This is a genomic window from Enterococcus sp. AZ050, from assembly GCF_051715085.1.
Lineage (GTDB): Bacteria > Bacillota > Bacilli > Lactobacillales > Enterococcaceae > Enterococcus > Enterococcus faecalis.
Map to the genome: position 1 here is coordinate 2,362,592 of NZ_JBIOTC010000001.1, position 19,209 is coordinate 2,381,800.

Annotated in this window: 17 protein-coding genes and 3 other annotated features; of the genes, 7 read left to right on the forward strand and 10 right to left on the reverse strand. The window is 36.3% G+C overall.

Features of this window, described 5'->3' with window-relative positions; genetic code table 11:
• The first annotated feature begins 395 nt into the window (after positions 1 to 395).
• From IGJ04_RS11500 to IGJ04_RS11510, 3 genes are all read left to right on the forward strand, one after another.
• The gene (locus IGJ04_RS11500; RefSeq protein ID WP_002355664.1) at positions 396 to 1,001 is read left to right on the forward strand and encodes a TetR/AcrR family transcriptional regulator; all 606 of its coding nucleotides are present in this window, start codon (positions 396 to 398) and stop codon (positions 999 to 1,001) included.
• 138 nt (positions 1,002 to 1,139) lie between these two features.
• On the forward strand, positions 1,140 to 2,219 hold the full coding sequence (locus IGJ04_RS11505) for an ABC transporter permease (protein WP_002355665.1): 1,080 nt from the start codon (positions 1,140 to 1,142) through the stop codon (positions 2,217 to 2,219).
• A gap of 4 nt (positions 2,220 to 2,223) precedes the next feature.
• Positions 2,224 to 2,892 (forward strand): ABC transporter ATP-binding protein, encoded by a 669-nt coding sequence (locus tag IGJ04_RS11510; RefSeq protein ID WP_002363221.1) that lies wholly within the window; start codon positions 2,224 to 2,226, stop codon positions 2,890 to 2,892.
• A 57-nt stretch (positions 2,893 to 2,949) separates the two neighbouring features.
• Here IGJ04_RS11510 and IGJ04_RS11515 read toward each other — a convergent pair whose 3' ends face one another.
• The 5 genes from IGJ04_RS11515 to IGJ04_RS11535 form a co-directional block, all read right to left on the reverse strand.
• Positions 2,950 to 3,513, reverse strand: a complete 564-nt coding sequence (locus tag IGJ04_RS11515; RefSeq protein WP_002355667.1) for a class I SAM-dependent methyltransferase — start codon at positions 3,511 to 3,513, stop codon at positions 2,950 to 2,952.
• Entirely contained in the window at positions 3,513 to 4,481 is a 969-nt protein-coding gene (locus tag IGJ04_RS11520) for a TIGR01212 family radical SAM protein (RefSeq protein WP_002355668.1), read from the reverse strand. Before IGJ04_RS11520 ends, IGJ04_RS11515 begins: the two co-directional genes overlap by 1 nt.
• Positions 4,482 to 4,496: 15 nt before the next feature.
• Positions 4,497 to 5,147 carry a phosphatase PAP2 family protein gene (locus tag IGJ04_RS11525; RefSeq protein WP_002355669.1) on the reverse strand — a complete coding sequence of 217 codons (651 nt, stop codon included), beginning with the start codon at positions 5,145 to 5,147 and terminating at the stop codon, positions 4,497 to 4,499.
• Positions 5,148 to 5,313: 166 nt separating this feature from the next.
• Entirely contained in the window at positions 5,314 to 6,339 is a 1,026-nt protein-coding gene (locus tag IGJ04_RS11530; protein WP_438840228.1) for a DUF4097 family beta strand repeat-containing protein, read from the reverse strand.
• On the reverse strand, positions 6,339 to 6,998 hold the full coding sequence (locus IGJ04_RS11535; protein WP_002381265.1) for a DUF1700 domain-containing protein: 660 nt from the start codon (positions 6,996 to 6,998) through the stop codon (positions 6,339 to 6,341). The genes IGJ04_RS11530 and IGJ04_RS11535 overlap by 1 nt, the downstream gene beginning before the upstream one ends.
• Positions 6,999 to 7,314: 316 nt before the next feature.
• Here IGJ04_RS11535 and IGJ04_RS11540 point away from each other — a divergent pair, with 316 nt between their 5' ends.
• The 4 genes from IGJ04_RS11540 (at position 7,315) to IGJ04_RS11555 (ending at position 15,037) form a co-directional block, all read left to right on the forward strand.
• Entirely contained in the window at positions 7,315 to 9,528 is a 2,214-nt protein-coding gene (locus tag IGJ04_RS11540) for an autolysin (protein WP_438840229.1), read from the forward strand.
• A gap of 50 nt (positions 9,529 to 9,578) precedes the next feature.
• Positions 9,579 to 9,811 (forward strand) — a binding site (T-box leader).
• A gap of 120 nt (positions 9,812 to 9,931) precedes the next feature.
• Positions 9,932 to 12,346, forward strand: coding sequence for a leucine--tRNA ligase (gene leuS / locus IGJ04_RS11545; RefSeq protein ID WP_002364766.1), 2,415 nt, complete (start codon positions 9,932 to 9,934; stop codon positions 12,344 to 12,346).
• A gap of 212 nt (positions 12,347 to 12,558) precedes the next feature.
• Entirely contained in the window at positions 12,559 to 14,133 is a 1,575-nt protein-coding gene (locus IGJ04_RS11550; RefSeq protein WP_438840230.1) for a hypothetical protein, read from the forward strand.
• On the forward strand, positions 14,099 to 15,037 hold the full coding sequence (locus IGJ04_RS11555; protein WP_002376017.1) for a glycosyltransferase family 2 protein: 939 nt from the start codon (positions 14,099 to 14,101) through the stop codon (positions 15,035 to 15,037). Before IGJ04_RS11550 ends, IGJ04_RS11555 begins: the two co-directional genes overlap by 35 nt.
• 367 nt (positions 15,038 to 15,404) lie before the next feature.
• Here the strand turns inward: IGJ04_RS11555 and IGJ04_RS11560 are convergent, their stop codons facing one another.
• The 5 genes from IGJ04_RS11560 to IGJ04_RS11580 all read right to left on the reverse strand — a co-directional run bounded on the left by IGJ04_RS11560 (position 15,405) and on the right by IGJ04_RS11580 (position 18,404).
• Positions 15,405 to 15,602: a hypothetical protein gene (locus tag IGJ04_RS11560; RefSeq protein WP_025188885.1), complete on the reverse strand. Its 198-nt coding sequence runs from the start codon at positions 15,600 to 15,602 to the stop codon at positions 15,405 to 15,407.
• 46 nt (positions 15,603 to 15,648) lie between these two features.
• Positions 15,649 to 16,092, reverse strand: a complete 444-nt coding sequence (locus IGJ04_RS11565) for a hypothetical protein (RefSeq protein ID WP_002355676.1) — start codon at positions 16,090 to 16,092, stop codon at positions 15,649 to 15,651.
• A 175-nt stretch (positions 16,093 to 16,267) separates the two neighbouring features.
• A complete protein-coding gene (locus tag IGJ04_RS11570; protein ID WP_438840231.1) occupies positions 16,268 to 17,101 on the reverse strand; it encodes an amino acid ABC transporter substrate-binding protein in 834 nt (277 codons plus the stop codon).
• A 10-nt stretch (positions 17,102 to 17,111) separates the two neighbouring features.
• Positions 17,112 to 17,747 carry an amino acid ABC transporter ATP-binding protein gene (locus IGJ04_RS11575; RefSeq protein WP_002358764.1) on the reverse strand — a complete coding sequence of 212 codons (636 nt, stop codon included), beginning with the start codon at positions 17,745 to 17,747 and terminating at the stop codon, positions 17,112 to 17,114.
• A gap of 12 nt (positions 17,748 to 17,759) precedes the next feature.
• Positions 17,760 to 18,404: an amino acid ABC transporter permease gene (locus IGJ04_RS11580; RefSeq protein ID WP_002383057.1), complete on the reverse strand. Its 645-nt coding sequence runs from the start codon at positions 18,402 to 18,404 to the stop codon at positions 17,760 to 17,762.
• Between the two features lie 53 nt (positions 18,405 to 18,457).
• Positions 18,458 to 18,700: a binding site (T-box leader), on the reverse strand.
• A 154-nt stretch (positions 18,701 to 18,854) separates the two neighbouring features.
• Positions 18,855 to 19,087, reverse strand: a binding site (T-box leader).
• Between the last annotated feature and the right edge of the window lie 122 nt (positions 19,088 to 19,209).

Consider the following 19,209-nt stretch of genomic DNA (forward strand, 5'->3'; position numbering starts at 1 on the left):
ATTCAAAGTGATTTTTGTCCCAGGCTCTTTTTGCTATGCTAAATAGAAAAAGGAGATATATCAATGGGGAAAATGAGGAATGTACGACAATTACGGCGCACGTTTTTGGTGCTAAATACTTTATTTGTACTGAGTGTATTCAGAGAGAATCGATGGACAAAATCGGCGCTGCTTTTTTGGTTGTTGGCTAATAGTTTTTTATCTGGACTGCAGTGGTTGATTTATTTTGGGGGCGAAAAAGGCTGGCTGATACATCTGCAGCGGTGGTATTATTGCGTGATTCTTCTCCAAATAGTAGGCACATTGATTGTATATTTTTCGTTTTTTGTATAAAGGTCTCTCGTTTCTTGCCGGAGAATATGCTAAAATAAAAAGCAGCAGGGGGCGAGAAAACCATGGAAAAGCCAAATAAACGCAAAGCTGATTTAGAACGTACACGGCAAATTATTTTGTCTGTCGCTTCTGAATTATTCATGACAAAGGGGTTCAAAAATACCTCCACTCGTGAAATTGCTTTAAAAGCGAACATTACCCAACCGAATCTCTATCACCATTTTAAAAATAAAAAAGAACTGTATTTAGCTGTGATTGAAGAATTAACGTCCCGTGTTCAGGAAGAATTAGTCCCAATTGTTTCTGGAAATGCATCAGTAGAAGAAAAACTTTATCAATTAATCAAAGTTTTGTTAGATGAACATCCGACCAATCTTTTCTTAATGTTGAACGACATGTTTCAAGAAATGGGCCCTGATTACAATCGTACGCTGTATCAAATTTTCAAAAAAACCTATATCAATAATATTGCGGCTATTTTTGAAAGTGAACCTGAAACCAATTGCTTACAAGAGGGCATCAGTGTAGATGATGCAACTCGGTTTATTTTATATAACGTTAGTGCATTATTAAGTATTGAAAAAACGTACCAGCGAAAAACAGTGGATGACGATGTCAAAAAATTTATTCAATTTATGCTACATGGCGTTCTGAAAAGTCACAAATAAAAAATAGAGAAGCCCTGTTGAAAAACAGACTTCTCTATTTTTTTGTAAAATTCACTTATCAATCGATAAATAATTATTGATTTATCGATTGATAAGTGATATAGTTTATTTCGAAAAGAAGAAAGAGGTGAACCATTCATGTTTTTAGGATTTAATGAAATGAAGTATTCAAAAGGACGGTACGTCCTTGTAGTCTTAGTAATGGTCTTGATTGCTTGGTTAATTTTTATTTTGTCAGGTTTAGCGAACGGTTTAGCTCAAGGAAATCGTTTAGCCGTAGATCAATGGCAAGCGAATCAAGTGGTTTTATCAAAAGAGGCCAATAGTAATTTAAATGTATCAGTGTTAGATGAAAACGTGAAAGAAACGATTTCAGGAGGCAAAATTGCACCGATTGGTCAACAGTCGTTAGCTATCCGCCCAGCAGATGACAAAAAGGCTGAATTAACGAATGTTAGCTTATTTGGGATTGAAAAAGAAAGTTTTTTAATGCCAAAAGTGATTGAAGGAAACGCATTTACTGATAAAAATCAAGTGATTGCTTCAGAAACATTGAAAAATCAAGGATTTAAAATTGGCGACAAATTAACTGCAGGGAAATATGATGAGCAATTAGAAATTGTCGGCTTTATTTCTAAAAGTAGCTATAACATTGTGCCAGTTATTTACACTTCTCTGGATACTTGGCGGTCAATTAAATATGGTGACAATCCAGCAATGGCCAAAATGGTTAATGGTTTCATTGTTCGCAGCAAGGACAACGCGGAAGTTAAAACGACTAATAAAGACAGCCAAGTTCTTTCAATTTCAGATTTTATTGAAAAACTGCCAGGATACAGCGCTCAAAACTTGACCTTGGATGGCATGATTTATTTCTTGATTGTGATTGCAGCGTTCATTATCGGTATTTTTATCTTTGTGATGACTTTACAGAAAACAGCAATGTTCGGTGTCTTAAAAGTTCAAGGGGTGCCGACTAGTTTCTTAGCAAAGGCAGTCATGCTACAAACCGCTTTATTGGCTGTTCTAGGAGTGGCGATTGGTCTTGCTTTAACGGGAATTACCGTGCTCTTTTTACCAGAAGCGATGCCTTATGCAACTAATGGACCACGCATGATTTTGTTTAGTGTACTATTGATTTTATCTGCATTAATTGGCGGGGCATTTTCAATTCGAACGATTGCTAAAATTGATCCGTTAATCGCGATTGGAGGTTAAAGACATGGCAAATGTTTTAGAAATGAAAAATATTTATAAAAAATATGGTGAAAAACATACAGAAGTGATCGCGTTAAAAGAATTATCTTTTGCGGTTCAACCAGGTGAATTTGTCGCAGTAATTGGTCCTTCTGGTTCTGGTAAAAGTACCTTTTTAACGATTGCAGCTGGTTTACAGGCACCGACAAGTGGCGAAGTCATTGTTGGCGGGCAATCACTAAATAAGTTAACGAAAAAGCAACGTTTGGCGCAACGTTTTCAAAAAATCGGCTTTATTTTACAAAGCTCTAATTTGGTGCCATTTTTAACAGTGGAAGATCAATTTCACTTAATTGAAAAAGTTGATAAGTCACGTAAAAATAGTGAATTAAAAGAGCAATTGTTAGAGACGTTGGGTTTAAAAGAATTACGAAATAGTTATCCTCGTGATCTCTCTGGTGGGGAAAGACAACGGGTAGCCATTGCGTGTGCATTGTATCATGAGCCAGACGTAATTTTAGCAGATGAACCAACGGCTAGTTTAGATACAGAAAAGGCATTTGATGTTGTCCAATTACTAGCGAAAGAGGCCAAAGAGAAAGATAAAGGGATTATCATGGTGACACATGATGAGCGTTTGTTGAAATACTGTGATCGAGTGGTTCGTATTCGTGATGGTGAATTGACGGAGTAACAAAACAAATAAAAGAGAACATGATCGGATTGCTGGAGACAATCCGACCATGTTCTCTTATTTCTTTTCAATACAGAAAAGAACAGGTGGCTGATTTTTTTGATTGATAAACTCATAACGTAAGACACTGTAAACATCTTGTGGTAAGGCTTGCGTGTAATTCGTGACCAAATCAAGTTCCTCTGAACCGCCTTCGTGGCCATAATAAACGACTAAAATAATGCGACTTCCTTTTACCAAATGAGGCAGTAACCCATCTAACGCCTGTTTAGTCGTAGCGGGTTTTGTAATAATTTCCTTATTACTTTTAGGTAAATAGCCTAAGTTAAAAATAGCGGCAGTGATTTCTGTTTCTTCATCTAGGACAGCATGAAGATGTTCATGTCCTAATGGAAATAACGTAGTTTGTGGGAGTAAATTAAGTTCTGTTAACTTTTGTTCTGTATTGATCAACGCTTCTTTTTGGATATCAAAGGCGAAAACTTCACCAGAAGGGCCAACCAGCTCTGCTAAGAATGCTGTATCATGACCATTTCCCATTGTTGCATCAATGACGAAGTCGCCAGGTTCCACTACTTCTTTTAAAAGTTGGTGACTAAAATGTAGGGCTGTTTGTAGCATTAATTGAAAACTTCCTTTCCTGAAATGACAGTATATTTTCCTTGATAACTGTTGCGGCGTTTCATTTCCGCATCAATCGCATTGAGGACTTCCCATTTTTTCAAACTCCACATCGGTCCGATAATTGTTTCAAAGGGAGCATCGCCTGTCAAGCGATGAATAACAATTTCGGGTGGAATCATTTCTAACTGATCACAAATCACTGAAACATAGGCTTCTTTGCTCATCAATTGTAAGCGTCCTTCATTATAATCCCGCATCATTTTGGTATTTGTCATTAAATGAAGTAAGTGCAGTTTAATCCCTTGGATATCTGAATCCTGAATAGTTCGCCGCACATTTTCGCGCATCATGGCAGGTGTTTCCCCAGGTAGCCCGTTAATTAAATGTGTACAGACCCGAATCCCGTGTTTCCGTAATTTAGCCACACCATCTAGATATGTTTGATAATCATGCGCGCGATTAATGGCAGCGCTAGTTTCCTCAAACGTGGTTTGCAAACCCAACTCTACCCATAAATAAAAGCGTTCGTTTAATTCAGCTAAATAGTTCACTACCTCATCAGGCAAACAATCAGGACGGGTACCAATGGATAAACCAACGACGCCTTTTTCATTGACTACTTGTTCAAACCGATGACGAATAACGTCAACGGGCGCATGTGTATTGGTGAAATTTTGGAAGTAAACAATGTATTGATCGACAGTTGGCCATTTTTGATGCATCAATTGGATTTCTTTTTGAAATTGAAGCGGCAGGGGATCGCTAGGTGCAACAATCATGTCGCCTGAGCCAGAAACACTACAGAACGTACAACCACCTTTGGCAACCGTCCCATCACGATTGGGGCAATCAAAGCCACCATCAATTGGCACTTTAAAAATCTTTTCACCAAACTGTTGACGAAGTGCATAGTTCCAAGTGTGATAGCGTTTATTTGGATCATCTGAATAAGGAAAAATTTGCATAATCAAGACTTCTTTCTAGCGTTGTTTGCTTTGAAATCGCCAAACAAAGCGTTTTTCTAAATAAATAGGGTAACTTAATAACAACCAAGCTAAACCAAGACAAAAACCACCTAAGATATCGCTAGGGAAATGGACACCTAAATAGATTCGACTAACCCCAATCATGAAAATCCCAATACCTAGTAAAATTTGTACACAAAGGCGGACCGTTTTATTTTTAATGAAAATTGGCAGAATCAATAAAATAGTGCCGTAGAACAAGGTACTTCCGACAGCATGTCCGCTAGGAAAACTATACGTATGTTCAGTTACTAAATGCTCCAAAGTAGGACGTTGGCGCATAAAGAATAATTTTAATAAAGAATTACCTACGCCAGCAATTAAGGCAGTATTAATAAAGAGCCATAATGCTTCAGCATAATATTTCCAAACAATAAATAGAGCAATGACAACAATCGCTAAGATGATAATCGTCAATGAATTGGCAAATTTGGTGTACCAAATAAAAAAGTTATTTAGCTGTGGAAAAGGACGACGAACAAAAGAAGTAATCGTTTGATCAAAGCCTTTGAGCCAGGTTGGATAAAAACGAACAACATAGCCTAAAAACATAAATACTAAAAGAAAACAACTACCTGCAAATTGATAATAAAGTTTGTTTTTCATAAAAAATCCTTTCAAATTTTAATCGCAACAATCCGTATTATACCATCAAAAGGGTAAAAAATTAAAAGATAATTTCATTGCCTGATTGGAGGGGATACAGATATTAAAAAAGTTCTGGCACCACAATGAGAGATTGTGCTGCCAGAACTTTTTTTAATGGCCATGTTTATTGATTATCGTCGTCAGGAGTATCAACGGTAATATCGCCGAATTCGCTAGAAAGGTTAAACTCTGTATTCGCACGACCATTCTTATAAGATGTTCGCTCTTTGTTTAAAAGTTGAACATCGCCTAATTTTGATTCCCCTTTGATTGAAATGTTACGCAAAATTTCTCCAGAATTTACATAAATATCTCCATGGACAAGAGCGACAGTTAATTTTTTAGGCACAGCAGGCATGTCTAAAGAAAAATCACCATTTTCACTTGAAAAGTTAGCTTCTCCTTTGAAATCATAGACGCTAATATCGCCATCTGTCGTTGTTGCTTGGATGTTTCCACGAGCATTTTGCACTCGAATATCACCAGAAGTAGTAGTATTTTTGATTTCATCGAAATAGGCTGAATCCAACGTTATATCGCCGCCAGTGGTTTCAACTGTTGCTGTTTTAGCGGAAGTATCCGCTGAAAGGTAGATACCATCTGAAGAGTTAAGCGTCATTTTTTTGGCTTTAACGCCCGATAGACTAACATAAGAATTTGGTAGATTAGTTGTTAATTCGTCTACGTTAAAAGCATTCAATGAAACTTGTGAATGGGTTGAGCCATCAATTACTAACTTTTTCACATTATTAGGAATCTGGACACTCACGTTCGGTGTGAAGTCACTAAAAATACCAATATTAAAGAATGACAATTCGGGTTGGTTTTGTGTGCGAGTGGTATTGATGGTTGCTGTTATTTTATTTTTTTCTTCTTTGACATCTAAGGTGCCTTCAGCTTTTGAATAAAAGGCATTATTCGGTGATCGTAACCCCATTTTGTTACTATCAGTTTTATAAATGGTATAAGGGCCTTTGCCTTTTAAGGATAAGTGAAGTTCTTCGCCTGCTTGTTTATTTTTTAGTGTATAACTTTCTTTTAGCGGCGTGACTGATTTTTCCGCTTGTTTGTAAAAATAGACGGCGCCAGATCCACCAATTAGCATCGCTAAGACAGCAATGGATAAGAGAATCCCTGTTGTTTTTTTCATTAGATATCACCTCGTAAAACAGCAATGTTCCATTGGAAATAACGCTTAAAGACATGTGCTGAAAATTTTAAAATTGGTAGAAACAGTAACCAACCAATGATTGATGCACCAAATAAAAAGAGACTCATAGATAATTGGAAAAAGGAAGCGGCATTTGCTTGGGTAATAACACTATAAATACCATAAATTGGTGAAAATAAAGTTGCAGCTCCGGCAATGCCACAACCGACGTACATTAAGGCAATCCCTAAAATAACCCAAAACATGAAGAAAAAATTTAAACAGAAAATACCAAGCACTTGGAAAAATCGGGTTAGCGGCCGATGCTGTGGTCGTTGATAGTATGGAGAATCATTATCATAGTAAAATTCAGATTCTTCTTCATAGGGATGATCATAAGCAGGTGTAGCCGCTGGAATTTCTTGCCAACCATTATTTTCAATTTTTCGTTCCGTCAATTCGATGCCTTGTTCTTTTAAAATTTCTTCTGCGATAACTCGTGGTTTCCCCAATGATTTTGCCACTTGTTCTTCTGTTTCGCCTTCCGCAACACGAGCATCAAATAACGCCTTGTATTTCGCAAGAATAATAGCTTGATCTTTTGGATTTAACGCTTTTAAATAAATTTTCAGCTCAATAATAAAATGTTCTTTATTCATTCCGCTCCCTCTTTCTACACGATTCATTTCTCATCTTAAACTATAATTTCTTTTTGGGCGAATAACAAGAGGAATTAAAAAAATCAGACTAAGGTAAAGAAGCGTCTACAACTAAAGTCGCAGTTTTTTTCCGAGTAGTAACAAGAGAGTAAATCTATGTTAAAAAACATTACTTCTTTACAATCTAGTTACAGTAATATGAAATTTTGTTGAAGTGTTTTTAATTCGCCAGAAAAAAAGGTATACTTGTTATAATAACAAAACTAAAAAATTACATTTACATATAAGTTAAAAAAGGAAAGTTGGGGACGTATCAATGAAGAAAGAATCAATGTCACGTATCGAAAGAAGGAAAGCACAACAAAGAAAGAAAACGCCAGTACAATGGAAGAAGAGCACTACTTTATTCAGCTCGGCGTTAATTGTTTCATCTGTAGGAACGCCCGTTGCGTTACTACCAGTGACTGCTGAGGCAACAGAAGAGCAGCCAACAAATGCGGAAGTTGCCCAAGCACCTACTACGGAAACTGGCTTAGTAGAGACACCAACCACAGAAACTACGCCAGGAACTACGGAACAACCGACAACGGATTCGTCAACAACGACTGAATCGACAACTGAATCATCAAAAGAAACACCAACAACACCAAGTACCGAGCAACCAACAGTTGATTCAACTATACCTGTGGAATCAGGAACGACTGATTCTTCAGTAGCAGAAATCACGCCAGTAGCTCCTTCAACAACCGAGTCTGAAGCAGCGCCTGCGGTTACACCCGATGATGAAGTAAAAGTACCAGAAGCTAGAGTAGCTTCTGCGCAAACTTTTTCAGCATTATCACCGACGCAAAGTCCTTCAGAATTTATTGCCGAGTTAGCACGTTGTGCACAACCTATTGCGCAAGCCAATGATTTATATGCATCAGTGATGATGGCTCAAGCAATCGTTGAAAGTGGTTGGGGAGCAAGTACGCTATCTAAGGCACCAAACTATAACTTATTTGGGATTAAAGGCAGCTACAATGGACAATCTGTCTATATGGATACATGGGAATATTTAAACGGCAAATGGCTAGTGAAAAAAGAACCTTTCCGTAAATATCCTTCTTACATGGAATCATTCCAAGATAATGCGCACGTGCTAAAAACAACTTCTTTCCAAGCGGGCGTTTACTATTATGCTGGGGCTTGGAAAAGCAATACAAGCTCGTATCGCGATGCAACTGCTTGGTTAACAGGTCGTTATGCGACAGATCCTAGCTACAATGCTAAATTAAATAATGTCATTACCGCATATAACTTAACTCAATATGATACACCATCTTCTGGTGGAAATACTGGGGGCGGAACAGTTAATCCAGGAACAGGCGGCTCGAACAATCAATCAGGAACGAACACGTACTATACTGTAAAATCAGGAGATACCTTGAATAAAATTGCCGCGCAATATGGTGTGAGCGTTGCTAATTTACGCTCATGGAATGGCATCTCTGGCGATTTAATTTTCGTTGGTCAAAAGCTCATCGTGAAAAAAGGTGCTTCAGGTAACACTGGTGGCTCAGGCAACGGTGGTTCTAACAATAATCAATCAGGAACGAACACGTACTATACTGTAAAATCAGGGGATACCTTGAATAAAATTGCCGCGCAATATGGCGTGAGCGTTGCTAATTTACGCTCATGGAATGGCATCTCTGGCGATTTAATTTTCGTTGGTCAAAAACTCATCGTGAAAAAAGGTGCTTCAGGTAACACTGGTGGCTCAGGCAGCGGTGGTTCTAACAATAATCAATCAGGAACGAATACGTATTACACAATTAAATCAGGCGATACCTTGAACAAAATTGCCGCGCAATATGGTGTGAGCGTTGCTAATTTACGTTCATGGAACGGCATCTCTGGCGATTTAATCTTCGCTGGTCAAAAAATTATTGTGAAAAAAGGTACTTCAGGTAACACCGGCGGCTCAAGCAATGGTGGTTCTAACAATAATCAATCAGGAACGAATACGTACTACACGATTAAATCAGGGGATACCTTGAACAAAATTTCTGCACAATTCGGTGTTAGTGTGGCTAACTTACAAGCCTGGAATAACATCAGCGGTAGTTTGATTTTTGCTGGTCAAAAGATTATCGTGAAAAAAGGCGCCAACTCAGGTTCAACGAATACGAACAAGCCTACGAATAATGGTAGCGGTGCGACAACATCCTACACGATTAAATCAGGTGATACGCTGAATAAAATTTCTGCACAGTTTGGCGTGAGTGTTGCTAATCTACGTTCATGGAACGGGATCAAAGGCGATTTAATTTTTGCTGGTCAAACAATCATCGTGAAAAAAGGCGCTTCTGCAGGTGGCAATGCTTCTTCAACAAATAGTGCATCAGGCAAACGCCATACAGTTAAAAGCGGTGATTCACTTTGGGGCTTATCAATGCAATACGGAATCAGCATCCAAAAAATCAAACAATTAAATGGCTTAAGCGGGGATACAATTTATATTGGTCAAACTTTAAAAGTTGGTTAATTTAAGATTGAAAAAAATAGCTATCTTTGGTAACATGAGTCTTATAATAGAAAAAAACAATGAGAAGGAATAGTAGAAAGAACCATGTGATAGAGAGCGTATGGCTGGTGGAAATACGTACAGAAGCTTTTGAACTCGCCTTTAAGTTACTTTTTTGAACAAACCAAGTAGGAAAAGTCGGTGACGATCGTTAAGACGTTTGAGGTTAAGGTGACGGTGACTGACCGTTTCTTTGACGAATTTAGGTGGTACCACGTTGCATTTGTATGTTCACGTCCTATAGGAATTTTTCCTATAGGACTTTTTTTTATCACTAAGTGGCTAGTTTAAGTCAGAATAGTGACAATGGCTGCAGGTGGCAAATTTTAAGAATGAAAAATTTTATATTACTAGGAGGAATAACATGAGCTACAATCACAAAGAGATTGAGAAAAAATGGCAAAAATATTGGGCTAAGAACAATTGTTTCAATACATTGGACGACCCAAATAAAGAAAAATTTTATGCACTAGATATGTTTCCCTATCCATCTGGACAAGGCTTACACGTAGGTCACCCGGAAGGCTATACAGCAACCGATATTCTTTCACGTATGAAACGTGCGCAAGGCTATAATGTTTTGCATCCAATGGGCTGGGATGCGTTTGGTTTGCCAGCAGAGCAATATGCGTTAGACACAGGAAATGACCCAGCTGAATTTACTAAGAAAAATATCGAAACATTCCGTCGCCAAATTAATTCACTAGGATTCAGCTATGATTGGAATCGCGAAATTAATACCACTGATCCTGAATATTACAAATGGACACAATGGATATTTACAAAATTATATGAAAAAGGGTTAGCTTATGAAGCAGAAGTTGCGGTTAACTGGGTACCTGAACTAGGAACTGTTATTTCAAATGAAGAAGTCATTGATGGAAAAAGTGAACGTGGCGGTTATGATGTGGTTCGCCGACCAATGCGTCAATGGATGCTGAAAATTACTGCTTATGCAGATCGCTTATTAGAAGATTTAGAGCTTGTTGATTGGCCAGAAAGTATTAAAGATATGCAACGAAATTGGATTGGACGTTCTGAAGGAGCCAATGTGACCTTTAAAGTCGCTGGTACAGAAGAAAGTTTCACGGTGTTTACAACCCGTCCGGATACCTTGTTCGGTGCAACCTATACTGTTCTAGCTCCTGAACTAGAACTAGTGAAAAAAATTACGACACCTGAACAAACAGCAGCTGTAGAAGCATATATTGAAGAAACCTCAAAAAAATCTGATTTAAATAGAACGGATTTAGCAAAAGAAAAAACAGGTGTTTTCACAGGTGCGTATGCGATAAATCCAGTCAATGGCCAAGAAATTCCAATTTGGATTGGCGATTATGTTTTAGCAAGCTATGGCACAGGCGCAATCATGGCGGTCCCAGCGCATGATGAACGGGATTACGAATTTGCGAAAACATTTGGCATTGATATCCTACCAGTAATCGCAGGTGGCGACATTACAACAGAAGCCTATACAGGTGATGGACCGCATATCAATTCTGATTTCTTAAATGGATTAAACAAAGCAGAAGCCATCGCTAAAATGAATGAGTGGCTAGAAGAAAATCACGTAGGGAAAAAAGAAGTATCTTATCGTTTACGTGACTGGTTATTCTCTCGTCAACGCTACTGGGGTGAACCAATTCCTGTGATACATTGGGAAGATGGAACAACCACAACGGTTCCTGAATCTGAGTTACCTCTACGTTTACCAGTAACATCGGATATTCGCCCAAGTGGAACTGGGGAATCGCCATTAGCAAACATTGATGAATGGGTCAATGTCGTCGACCCTGAAACTGGCATGAAGGGAAAACGTGAAACGAATACTATGCCACAATGGGCTGGAAGCTCTTGGTATTACTTACGATTCATTGATCCTCATAATAAAAATGAAATTGCTGATTTTGAAAAATTAAAACGTTGGTTACCAGTTGATATCTATATTGGTGGTGCCGAACATGCGGTGTTGCATTTACTTTATGCTCGTTTTTGGCATAAATTCTTATATGATATTGGTGTGGTTCCTACCAAAGAACCTTTCCAAAAATTATACAACCAAGGTATGATTTTAGGAGAAAACAACGAAAAAATGTCTAAATCACGTGGCAATGTTGTAAATCCCGATGATGTGGTGGCTAAATATGGTGCGGATACGTTACGTCTTTATGAAATGTTTATGGGCCCATTAGATGCTTCCATTGCTTGGAATGAAAATGGCTTAGAAGGAAGTCGTAAATTCTTAGATCGCGTTTGGCGTCTGATTGTTGATGAAGAAGGCAAAATGCGTGACCGAATTACCACAATTAATGATGGCCGTTTAACGAAAGTTTATCATCAAACGGTTAAAAAAGTGACAGAAGATATGGCAAACTTGCACTTTAATACAGCGATTTCTCAATTAATGGTTTTTGTGAATGAAGCCAATAAAGTGGATGCCTTACCTTATGAATATGTGGAAGGATTTGTCCAATTACTTGCGCCAATCGCGCCACATATTGGTGAAGAGCTATGGCAAATTTTAGGTAACGAGGAAAGTTTAACTTATGTCCCTTGGCCAACCTATGATGAAGCGGCTTTAGTAGAAGATGAAGTGGAAGTAGTTTTCCAAGTGAACGGAAAATTACGTGGCAAACAAAATGTCGCTCGTGGGTTAAGCAAAGAAGAATTAGAACAAATTGCAATGAACCATGAAGCTGTTAAAGAATTTATTGAAGGAAAAACAGTGCGCAAAGTGATTGCTGTTCCAGATAAATTAGTAAATATTGTTGCAAATTAAGTTATATATTTTAATACTAACTAGTAATATTCATTTATACTCATATGAAATTTCCGATAGTTTCTAGCTAGAGACTATCGGAAATTTATATAAGAATGAATAGGATATTTCATGTTACAATTTCCTTGCATTATTTATTTTTTATAAAAATAAGAAATTTTTTTAATTGTTAGTGTATTCTATTTGGAGGTTTATGAGAAAGGATAAAGATAATGAAAATAGAAAATTCAATTTTTAAATTGATAAATATAGTCAGTTCATTAGTCATTTTATTGACTATTTTTGGAGCTGTTCAATCCGATAATTTAAACTTGTCAGAATTAAAAGCGTCTCACCTGATTTGTATTCTATTTATAATAGTTGCTATGACAATGTTGATAGTTTCTAGCTATTATAGAAAAAGATTCCTTATTTTTTTTGAGAATATGATATTTTTTTTGAAAAAACATCTGAAAAAAATAACATTTATATTGATTGCCATTACAGTTGTTTTCCAAATAATTATTGTAGCAGTAACTACCGCCCCAATTGGTTGGGATGTTGGTAGTATTTTTAATGGGCTAAAAAACTTAGATGTAACCAATGAATCCATTAGCAATTATTTATCAATGTATCCTAATAATTCTTTTTTCTTTTTTTTAATGTTGGGAATTATTAATTCAGTGAATCACTTTTCTCCTAATATTGGTAATACATGGCTTTTTTGGCAGTTATTGAATATCGTTGTTTTAGATACGGGTATAGGTGTATTAACAGTAGCAGCTAATAGACTTTTTTCGAAAAGAGTTAGTTATCTAGTTTTATATCTATCTATGTTTAGTCTAGCATTATCACCATGGTTATTAGTTCTTTATACTGATAGTCTTTCCTTTATGTTTGTTTCTTTAGTACTATTGGTTTATTCTTTTCTTGGAAAAAAGAATAAACATCATTTTATATGTATTCTTTTTTTAGGGATATTATGTGGAATTACCTTTTTGATTAAACCTTCTGCAATTATATTTTTAATTGCTTGGACAATAGTATTTATAGTAATTTTTGTTGCAAATTACAAAAAAAACAGGAAATATGTTAACATACTCAGTGTTTGTTTATTTGTTATAGGAATGGTAAGTTCAGTAACTACATTTACTATTTATAAAAATCAACAGACGGTTATTCAATATGATAAAGAAAAACAATTCCCTATGACACATTGGATGATGATGGGTTTAACTGGAAGTGGCGGTTATAACTCACAAGATGTATCAACCATGAGTAAGCTCAAAACAACTAAGGAAAGGAAAGAGTATGCAGGGAAGACAATAAAAAAAAGGCTCCAAGATTATGGAGTAGGTGGTTATCTGAAATTTATTATCAAAAAGCATTTTAATAATACTGATCGTGGTGATTTTGGTTGGGGAAGCGATGGAACTCCTCAAAAACCAGAAAATAAATCTAAATTTCAGAGTTTTTTCAGAGATTTTTACTATCAGCAAGGAAAAAGAACAAGGACACTCCGTTTTTATATGCAAATTTTATGGATATTTACGTTATTTGGTATGTACTTAACAACGGTCTCTTTTGATAAAAAACAAATTTCATATAGAGAATTAATCATAAAGCTTACTATTATTGGAGCTATGATGTTTCTACTATTATTTGAAGGTGGTCGCTCACGCTATTTAATTCAATTTTTACCATTTTTCTATTTACTTTCAGCAATTGGATGGGAAAGTGTGTTAACAGCAACTAATAGGAGGAAAAAAGAAAATGTCAAAACTTTTTATAGTAGTACCATGTTATAATGAAGAGGAAGTACTACCTATTTCCAGCAAGGTATTGTTGGATTTTTTAAAACGAATGATTGCTAAGAATAAAGTAAGTACAGAAAGTTCCATTTTGTTTGTGGATGATGGTAGTAAAGATAAAACATGGGCTATTATTAAAAGACTATCTGAACAAGAAGAACATTTTAAAGGTCTTAAATTTAGTCGCAACTTTGGTCACCAAAATGCACTTTTAGCTGGTATGACGACAGCGGTTCAATTTGCAGATATGATTGTTACGATTGATGCAGATTTACAAGATGATGTCGAGGCAATTGAGGGAATGATTGATGCTTATCATGATGGAAACGATGTTGTTTATGGCGTTCGTAGTAACCGTGATACAGATACCGCGTTCAAAAGAAAAACTGCAGAAATGTTTTATTCATTTATGAATAAACTAGGTGTGAATACCGTACCAAACCATGCAGATTTTCGTTTGATGAGCAATCGAGCGACTAAGGTATTACTAACTTTTAAAGAAGAAAACTTATTTTTAAGAGGGATGGTTCCATTAGTTGGATTTCCTAGTACAAAAGTTTATTATTCAAGAAATATTCGAGTAGCTGGTGAGTCAAAATATCCGCTAAAAAAAATGCTTAATTTTGCTATGGAAGGCATTACTTCCTTTTCAATTGTACCAATAAAAATGGTTAGAAACATAGGGTTTATTACTTTATTAATTGGTATCTTTTATATGATTTATAGTTTAATACAACATTTTACAGGAAATGTTGAAGCTGGTTGGTCTTCTCTTATCATCAGTATCTGGTTTTTAGGGGGAATTCAATTAATCAGTCTGTCTATTGTGGGCGAATATATTGGTAAAATTTATTCCGAAGTTAAGGGGCGACCACGTTTTATTATTGAAGAAGAAGTCTAAATTAAAAAATAGAATTTTTTAGTAAAATACAAAATTGAGCTCGAATACCGGCTGGAGAAATCTGGCCGGTATTTTTATGAAATGAACCGTTTACAGTATTGAACACTGAACCGAAGTTTCGTTTTGCTTCGCTGATAATTAGAGGAAATCAATTTATTAATTTCTTTTGTCAAGAATCGCTTTTATATTCGAGTGTTTAGCAATATGGAAAGGACAAAACTTTATCATTAAACAAATCAAGAAAAGGATTCAGCTAGAGCATCATTCTTAATTAGGATGTTCCGTTTTGATTATGTTTCGAATGCTTAAATTCAGGTGTATCCGTTGGCAGTTTTTTGATGAAGGACCTTAAAATTAAATTTTTCTACTATTTTGACTCATTCTTGTACAGTGGAATATGAAGAGATATTAAATTGCTTTGTCCAGTGTTTGATAGCATCTTTTCTCCATTTTGATAAGCTTTTACTACTTTGTTCTTGAATGCATAATCATATTTTGCTAGTTTAAATACGCCTCCAAAGTTAGATTTTTGTTCTAATTTTGGAGGCGTAATACATTTTTTCATTTCTTTTTTGTATAGTAAAAGTTAATAAATAATGAAAATCTATTTTCTAAGTTTGTCGTTGTTGGTAATTGGTTAAGATCATACGTGAAAAGGGACCGACAATCAGCAATTGATAAGGAAGGGCAACAATAAAGTTCAGGCCCCAAGCTTGGAAATACGCACTTAGTGACAACGTCTGGCCTTCCATTAATAAGCCAAATAAAGACATACAAGTCACCATGCCGATAATCATGAGACTCGAAATGGTCAGAATAAGTAATAGCCGTTTTTCTTTATTAAAGGGTAAAGAAAAAGCGATTTTCTTAGCTAAGACACCAACGATGAAAACGTCTAAAATAAAAGCAACGATAAATCCAGGAAGCAAACCTTTTGATAAGGCGTACAATGAAAATTCTCCATGCAATAATAAATTATAGGTGCTCATTCCGAAAACCATCAGAAAGCACATTAACGTAGTAAAAAGCATTCCTTCTTTTTTATTAGTAGGCATTTTTTTCTCCTTTCATTTATTGAGAGTAATGATTGTTCTAGGCAGAAAAGGACAAATTCTCTCGACTTTTACTAGTGTAGCAAAAATAAAAGTTCTTCATAAGTTAGAATTTGCTAAGAATTTGATTCAAATAAAAAGGTGTACTAAGTCAGCAGTACACCTTTTTATTCGTTATTTAGTTTATTTTTGTGTTATTTGTAACGTCCTCTCCAAACCATTTTTGAGAAATTTTACTAAGAGTGCCATCTTTTCGTAACGTTTCAAAGGCAGTATTGATTTTTTGGACTAATTGATTGTCTGATTTGCGGACGCCCACAGCAAAATCTTCATTGTCATAGCCGACATGAGAAATAGTATAGTTTTTTAAATTATCTTCGTGGGAAAGATAGTAGTTGGCGTAGACGCGATCAATTAGGAGCCCATCAATTCGGCCAGATTTTAAATCTAAGAAAGCTTCATTAAACCCGTCATATAAAATAGGCGTTTGGTCTTTAACAAATTTTTTCAAAACGTCAGGCTGACTTTCGAAGCCATCATAGCCAGAAGAGCCATTTTGAACCCCTAAAATTTTGCCTTGCATGTCGCTCGCTGTTGCAATGTTTTTTTCTTTTAAAGAAACAAGTACTTGGTCGTTCGTCATGTAAGGTTGTGTGAATTGAACTTTTTCGGCCCGCTCGCTCGTTTTAGTGTAGCCATTCCAAATAAGATCAATGGTTTGATTTTGTAATTCTGTTTCTTTCATAGACCAATCAATCGGTTGGAAGTCAACGGAAATGCCATAAAGTTTAAAAACCGCTTTGGCTAAGTCGATATCAAAGCCGACAATTTGGCCTGATTTATCTTGAAAACCCATGGGCACAAAGGAGTCATCTAAGCCAATAATAATCCGTTTTTCTTCGTTAATTCGTGTCCATTGATCTTCGTTGCTTTTTCTTTTACCACAACCTGCAAATAGGAGTAAACTACAACAGATAACCAGCAAGGCTAAAGAATATTTCTTTTTCATCATAAACTCCTTTCTATTGGACGGGGGCAACCGTCAAAAGATTGTCTGCAATTTTTTCAGCGAAAGCCATATCGTGGGTCACGACAATCTGTGTCATGCCTTGTTTCCGTAAATCTAAAATAACTTCTTCCACTTGTTGACGTAAAGCTGGATCTAGCGCGCTCGTTGGTTCATCGTACCCAAGAACTTTTGGCTTCATTGCTAAGGCACGAGCAAGTGCAACTCGTTGTTTTTGTCCACCGGAAAGTTGATATGGATAGAGTTTTTCTTTACCAGCCAAGCCCAATTTTTCCAGTAATTCTAAAGCTTCTTGCTGACTTTTTGCTTTTTCTTCTTTTAGTACTAATGTAGGTGCTAAGGTAATGTTTTCTAAAACTGATAAGTGAGGGAAAAGTTGGAAGTCCTGGAAAACGACCCCAACCACTTGATCGGCATTGTCCATTTCAGCAGGATTGAAAGGAACACCATCCAACAAAAGCTCACCAGAATCAATGGTTTCTAAACCAGCCAAACAACGAAGTAAAGTGGTTTTTCCGCCGCCTGAAGGACCAACAATCGTTAAAATTTTACCATCTGGAATTTCTAAATTTAAGTGATCAATGATGGTCCGGTTATCAAAATGTTTGGTTAAATTTTTAATAGTTAACATGGTAGAGTCCTCCTATTTATAATATTGATAGAATTTTTCAATTTTCTTAGAAGCAACAGTCAAAATTGCCGTAAAGAGTAAATAAATCACTCCCACTAAAGCTAATGGCACTAATGTAACATCGCGGCTCATCGCAATTTTACCAGCACGTAAAAGATCGCCTAAGCCAAGGACATAAATAAGAGAAGTATCCTTGACCAAATTGATAATTTCATTTCCTACGGAAGGCAGCACGATTTTAACAACTTGTGGCAAAATAATCCGGGTGACTGTTTGAAAGCGTGTTAAACGTAAAACCTTGGCAGCTTCATATTGACCTTGGGGAATTGCTTGAATCCCCCCGCGGAAAATTTCAGCAAAGTACGCAGCATAATTTAAAATAAATGCGAATAAGGCCGCATCGTAACGTTCAAAGACAATACCAATTAATGGTAAGCCGTAAAAAACAAAAATTAATTGTAACAATAGCGGAGTGCCGCGCATTAACCAAATGTAGAGGTTAATTAAGTAACGTAAAGGTTTAAACGAACTTTGTAAAATAAAGGCAATGATAATCCCCAGTGGAATCGAGCCAAGGAGCGTAAAGAAAAAGACTTTCAGTGTCATGCCAGCTCCGCTAACTAAAGCAGGTAAAATTTCTAAAATATAATCCATCATTTTTTCCTCCAACAATTTTTATTAAAAAACAAAAAAGCCTCTTGGCTGTGAGCCAAGAGGACGAATCGCATTCGTGGTGCCACCTCAATTTACTTATCTTTCACAAGATAAGCCTTATGTAGTTGCGTTGACAACTACTCTCTGTTAACGATAGAGTCACCGGTTTTTCTTACTAAAGGATTCAGAAAAACATCTTTTAGGTGTGAGTAAAGAAGAATCCATCTTTTTCTTTCAGCCAATGAAAAAGTCTCTGTAAAGGAAGAGCTAAATTACTATGTCCTAAGCCTTGATTGTAAGTATGAAATTGTTCGAACGGAACAGAAAACCTGTTGCTTTTCTAGCTTATCCCATTAAGGATATGGAAAAGAGGACAACAGACTTGAGCAGTTGAGGCACTCTCTCAGGTTGAAAAGCGCATCTAAAAAACAAAAAAGTCCTTTGGCTGAATAGCCAAAGGACGAATAATCAATTATCGTGGTTCCACCTTAGTTTATTCGTGTTTCGCAACACGAACCTTATGAAGTTCATAACTTCGCCTGTTAACGAGTGGTCCCGGACTTTCCTACTAAGGGTTCAAAAAGTCAACTCCCAGATGTGGTTCGCTGTTTCTTTACGTCTTTTTCCACCAACCAAAGACTCTCTTCACTAAAGGAAACAGTTACTCTTCTGTTCTCTGTTTTTCAATACTGTACCACCAGAAAAAATATCTGTCAACTCTTATTCTTAAAAAAATATTTTTCTTTCAAAAAGTAAGTGCTGAAAAAGGACAAATGTATGGAAAATCATGTAAAATGTAGGTAAGTTG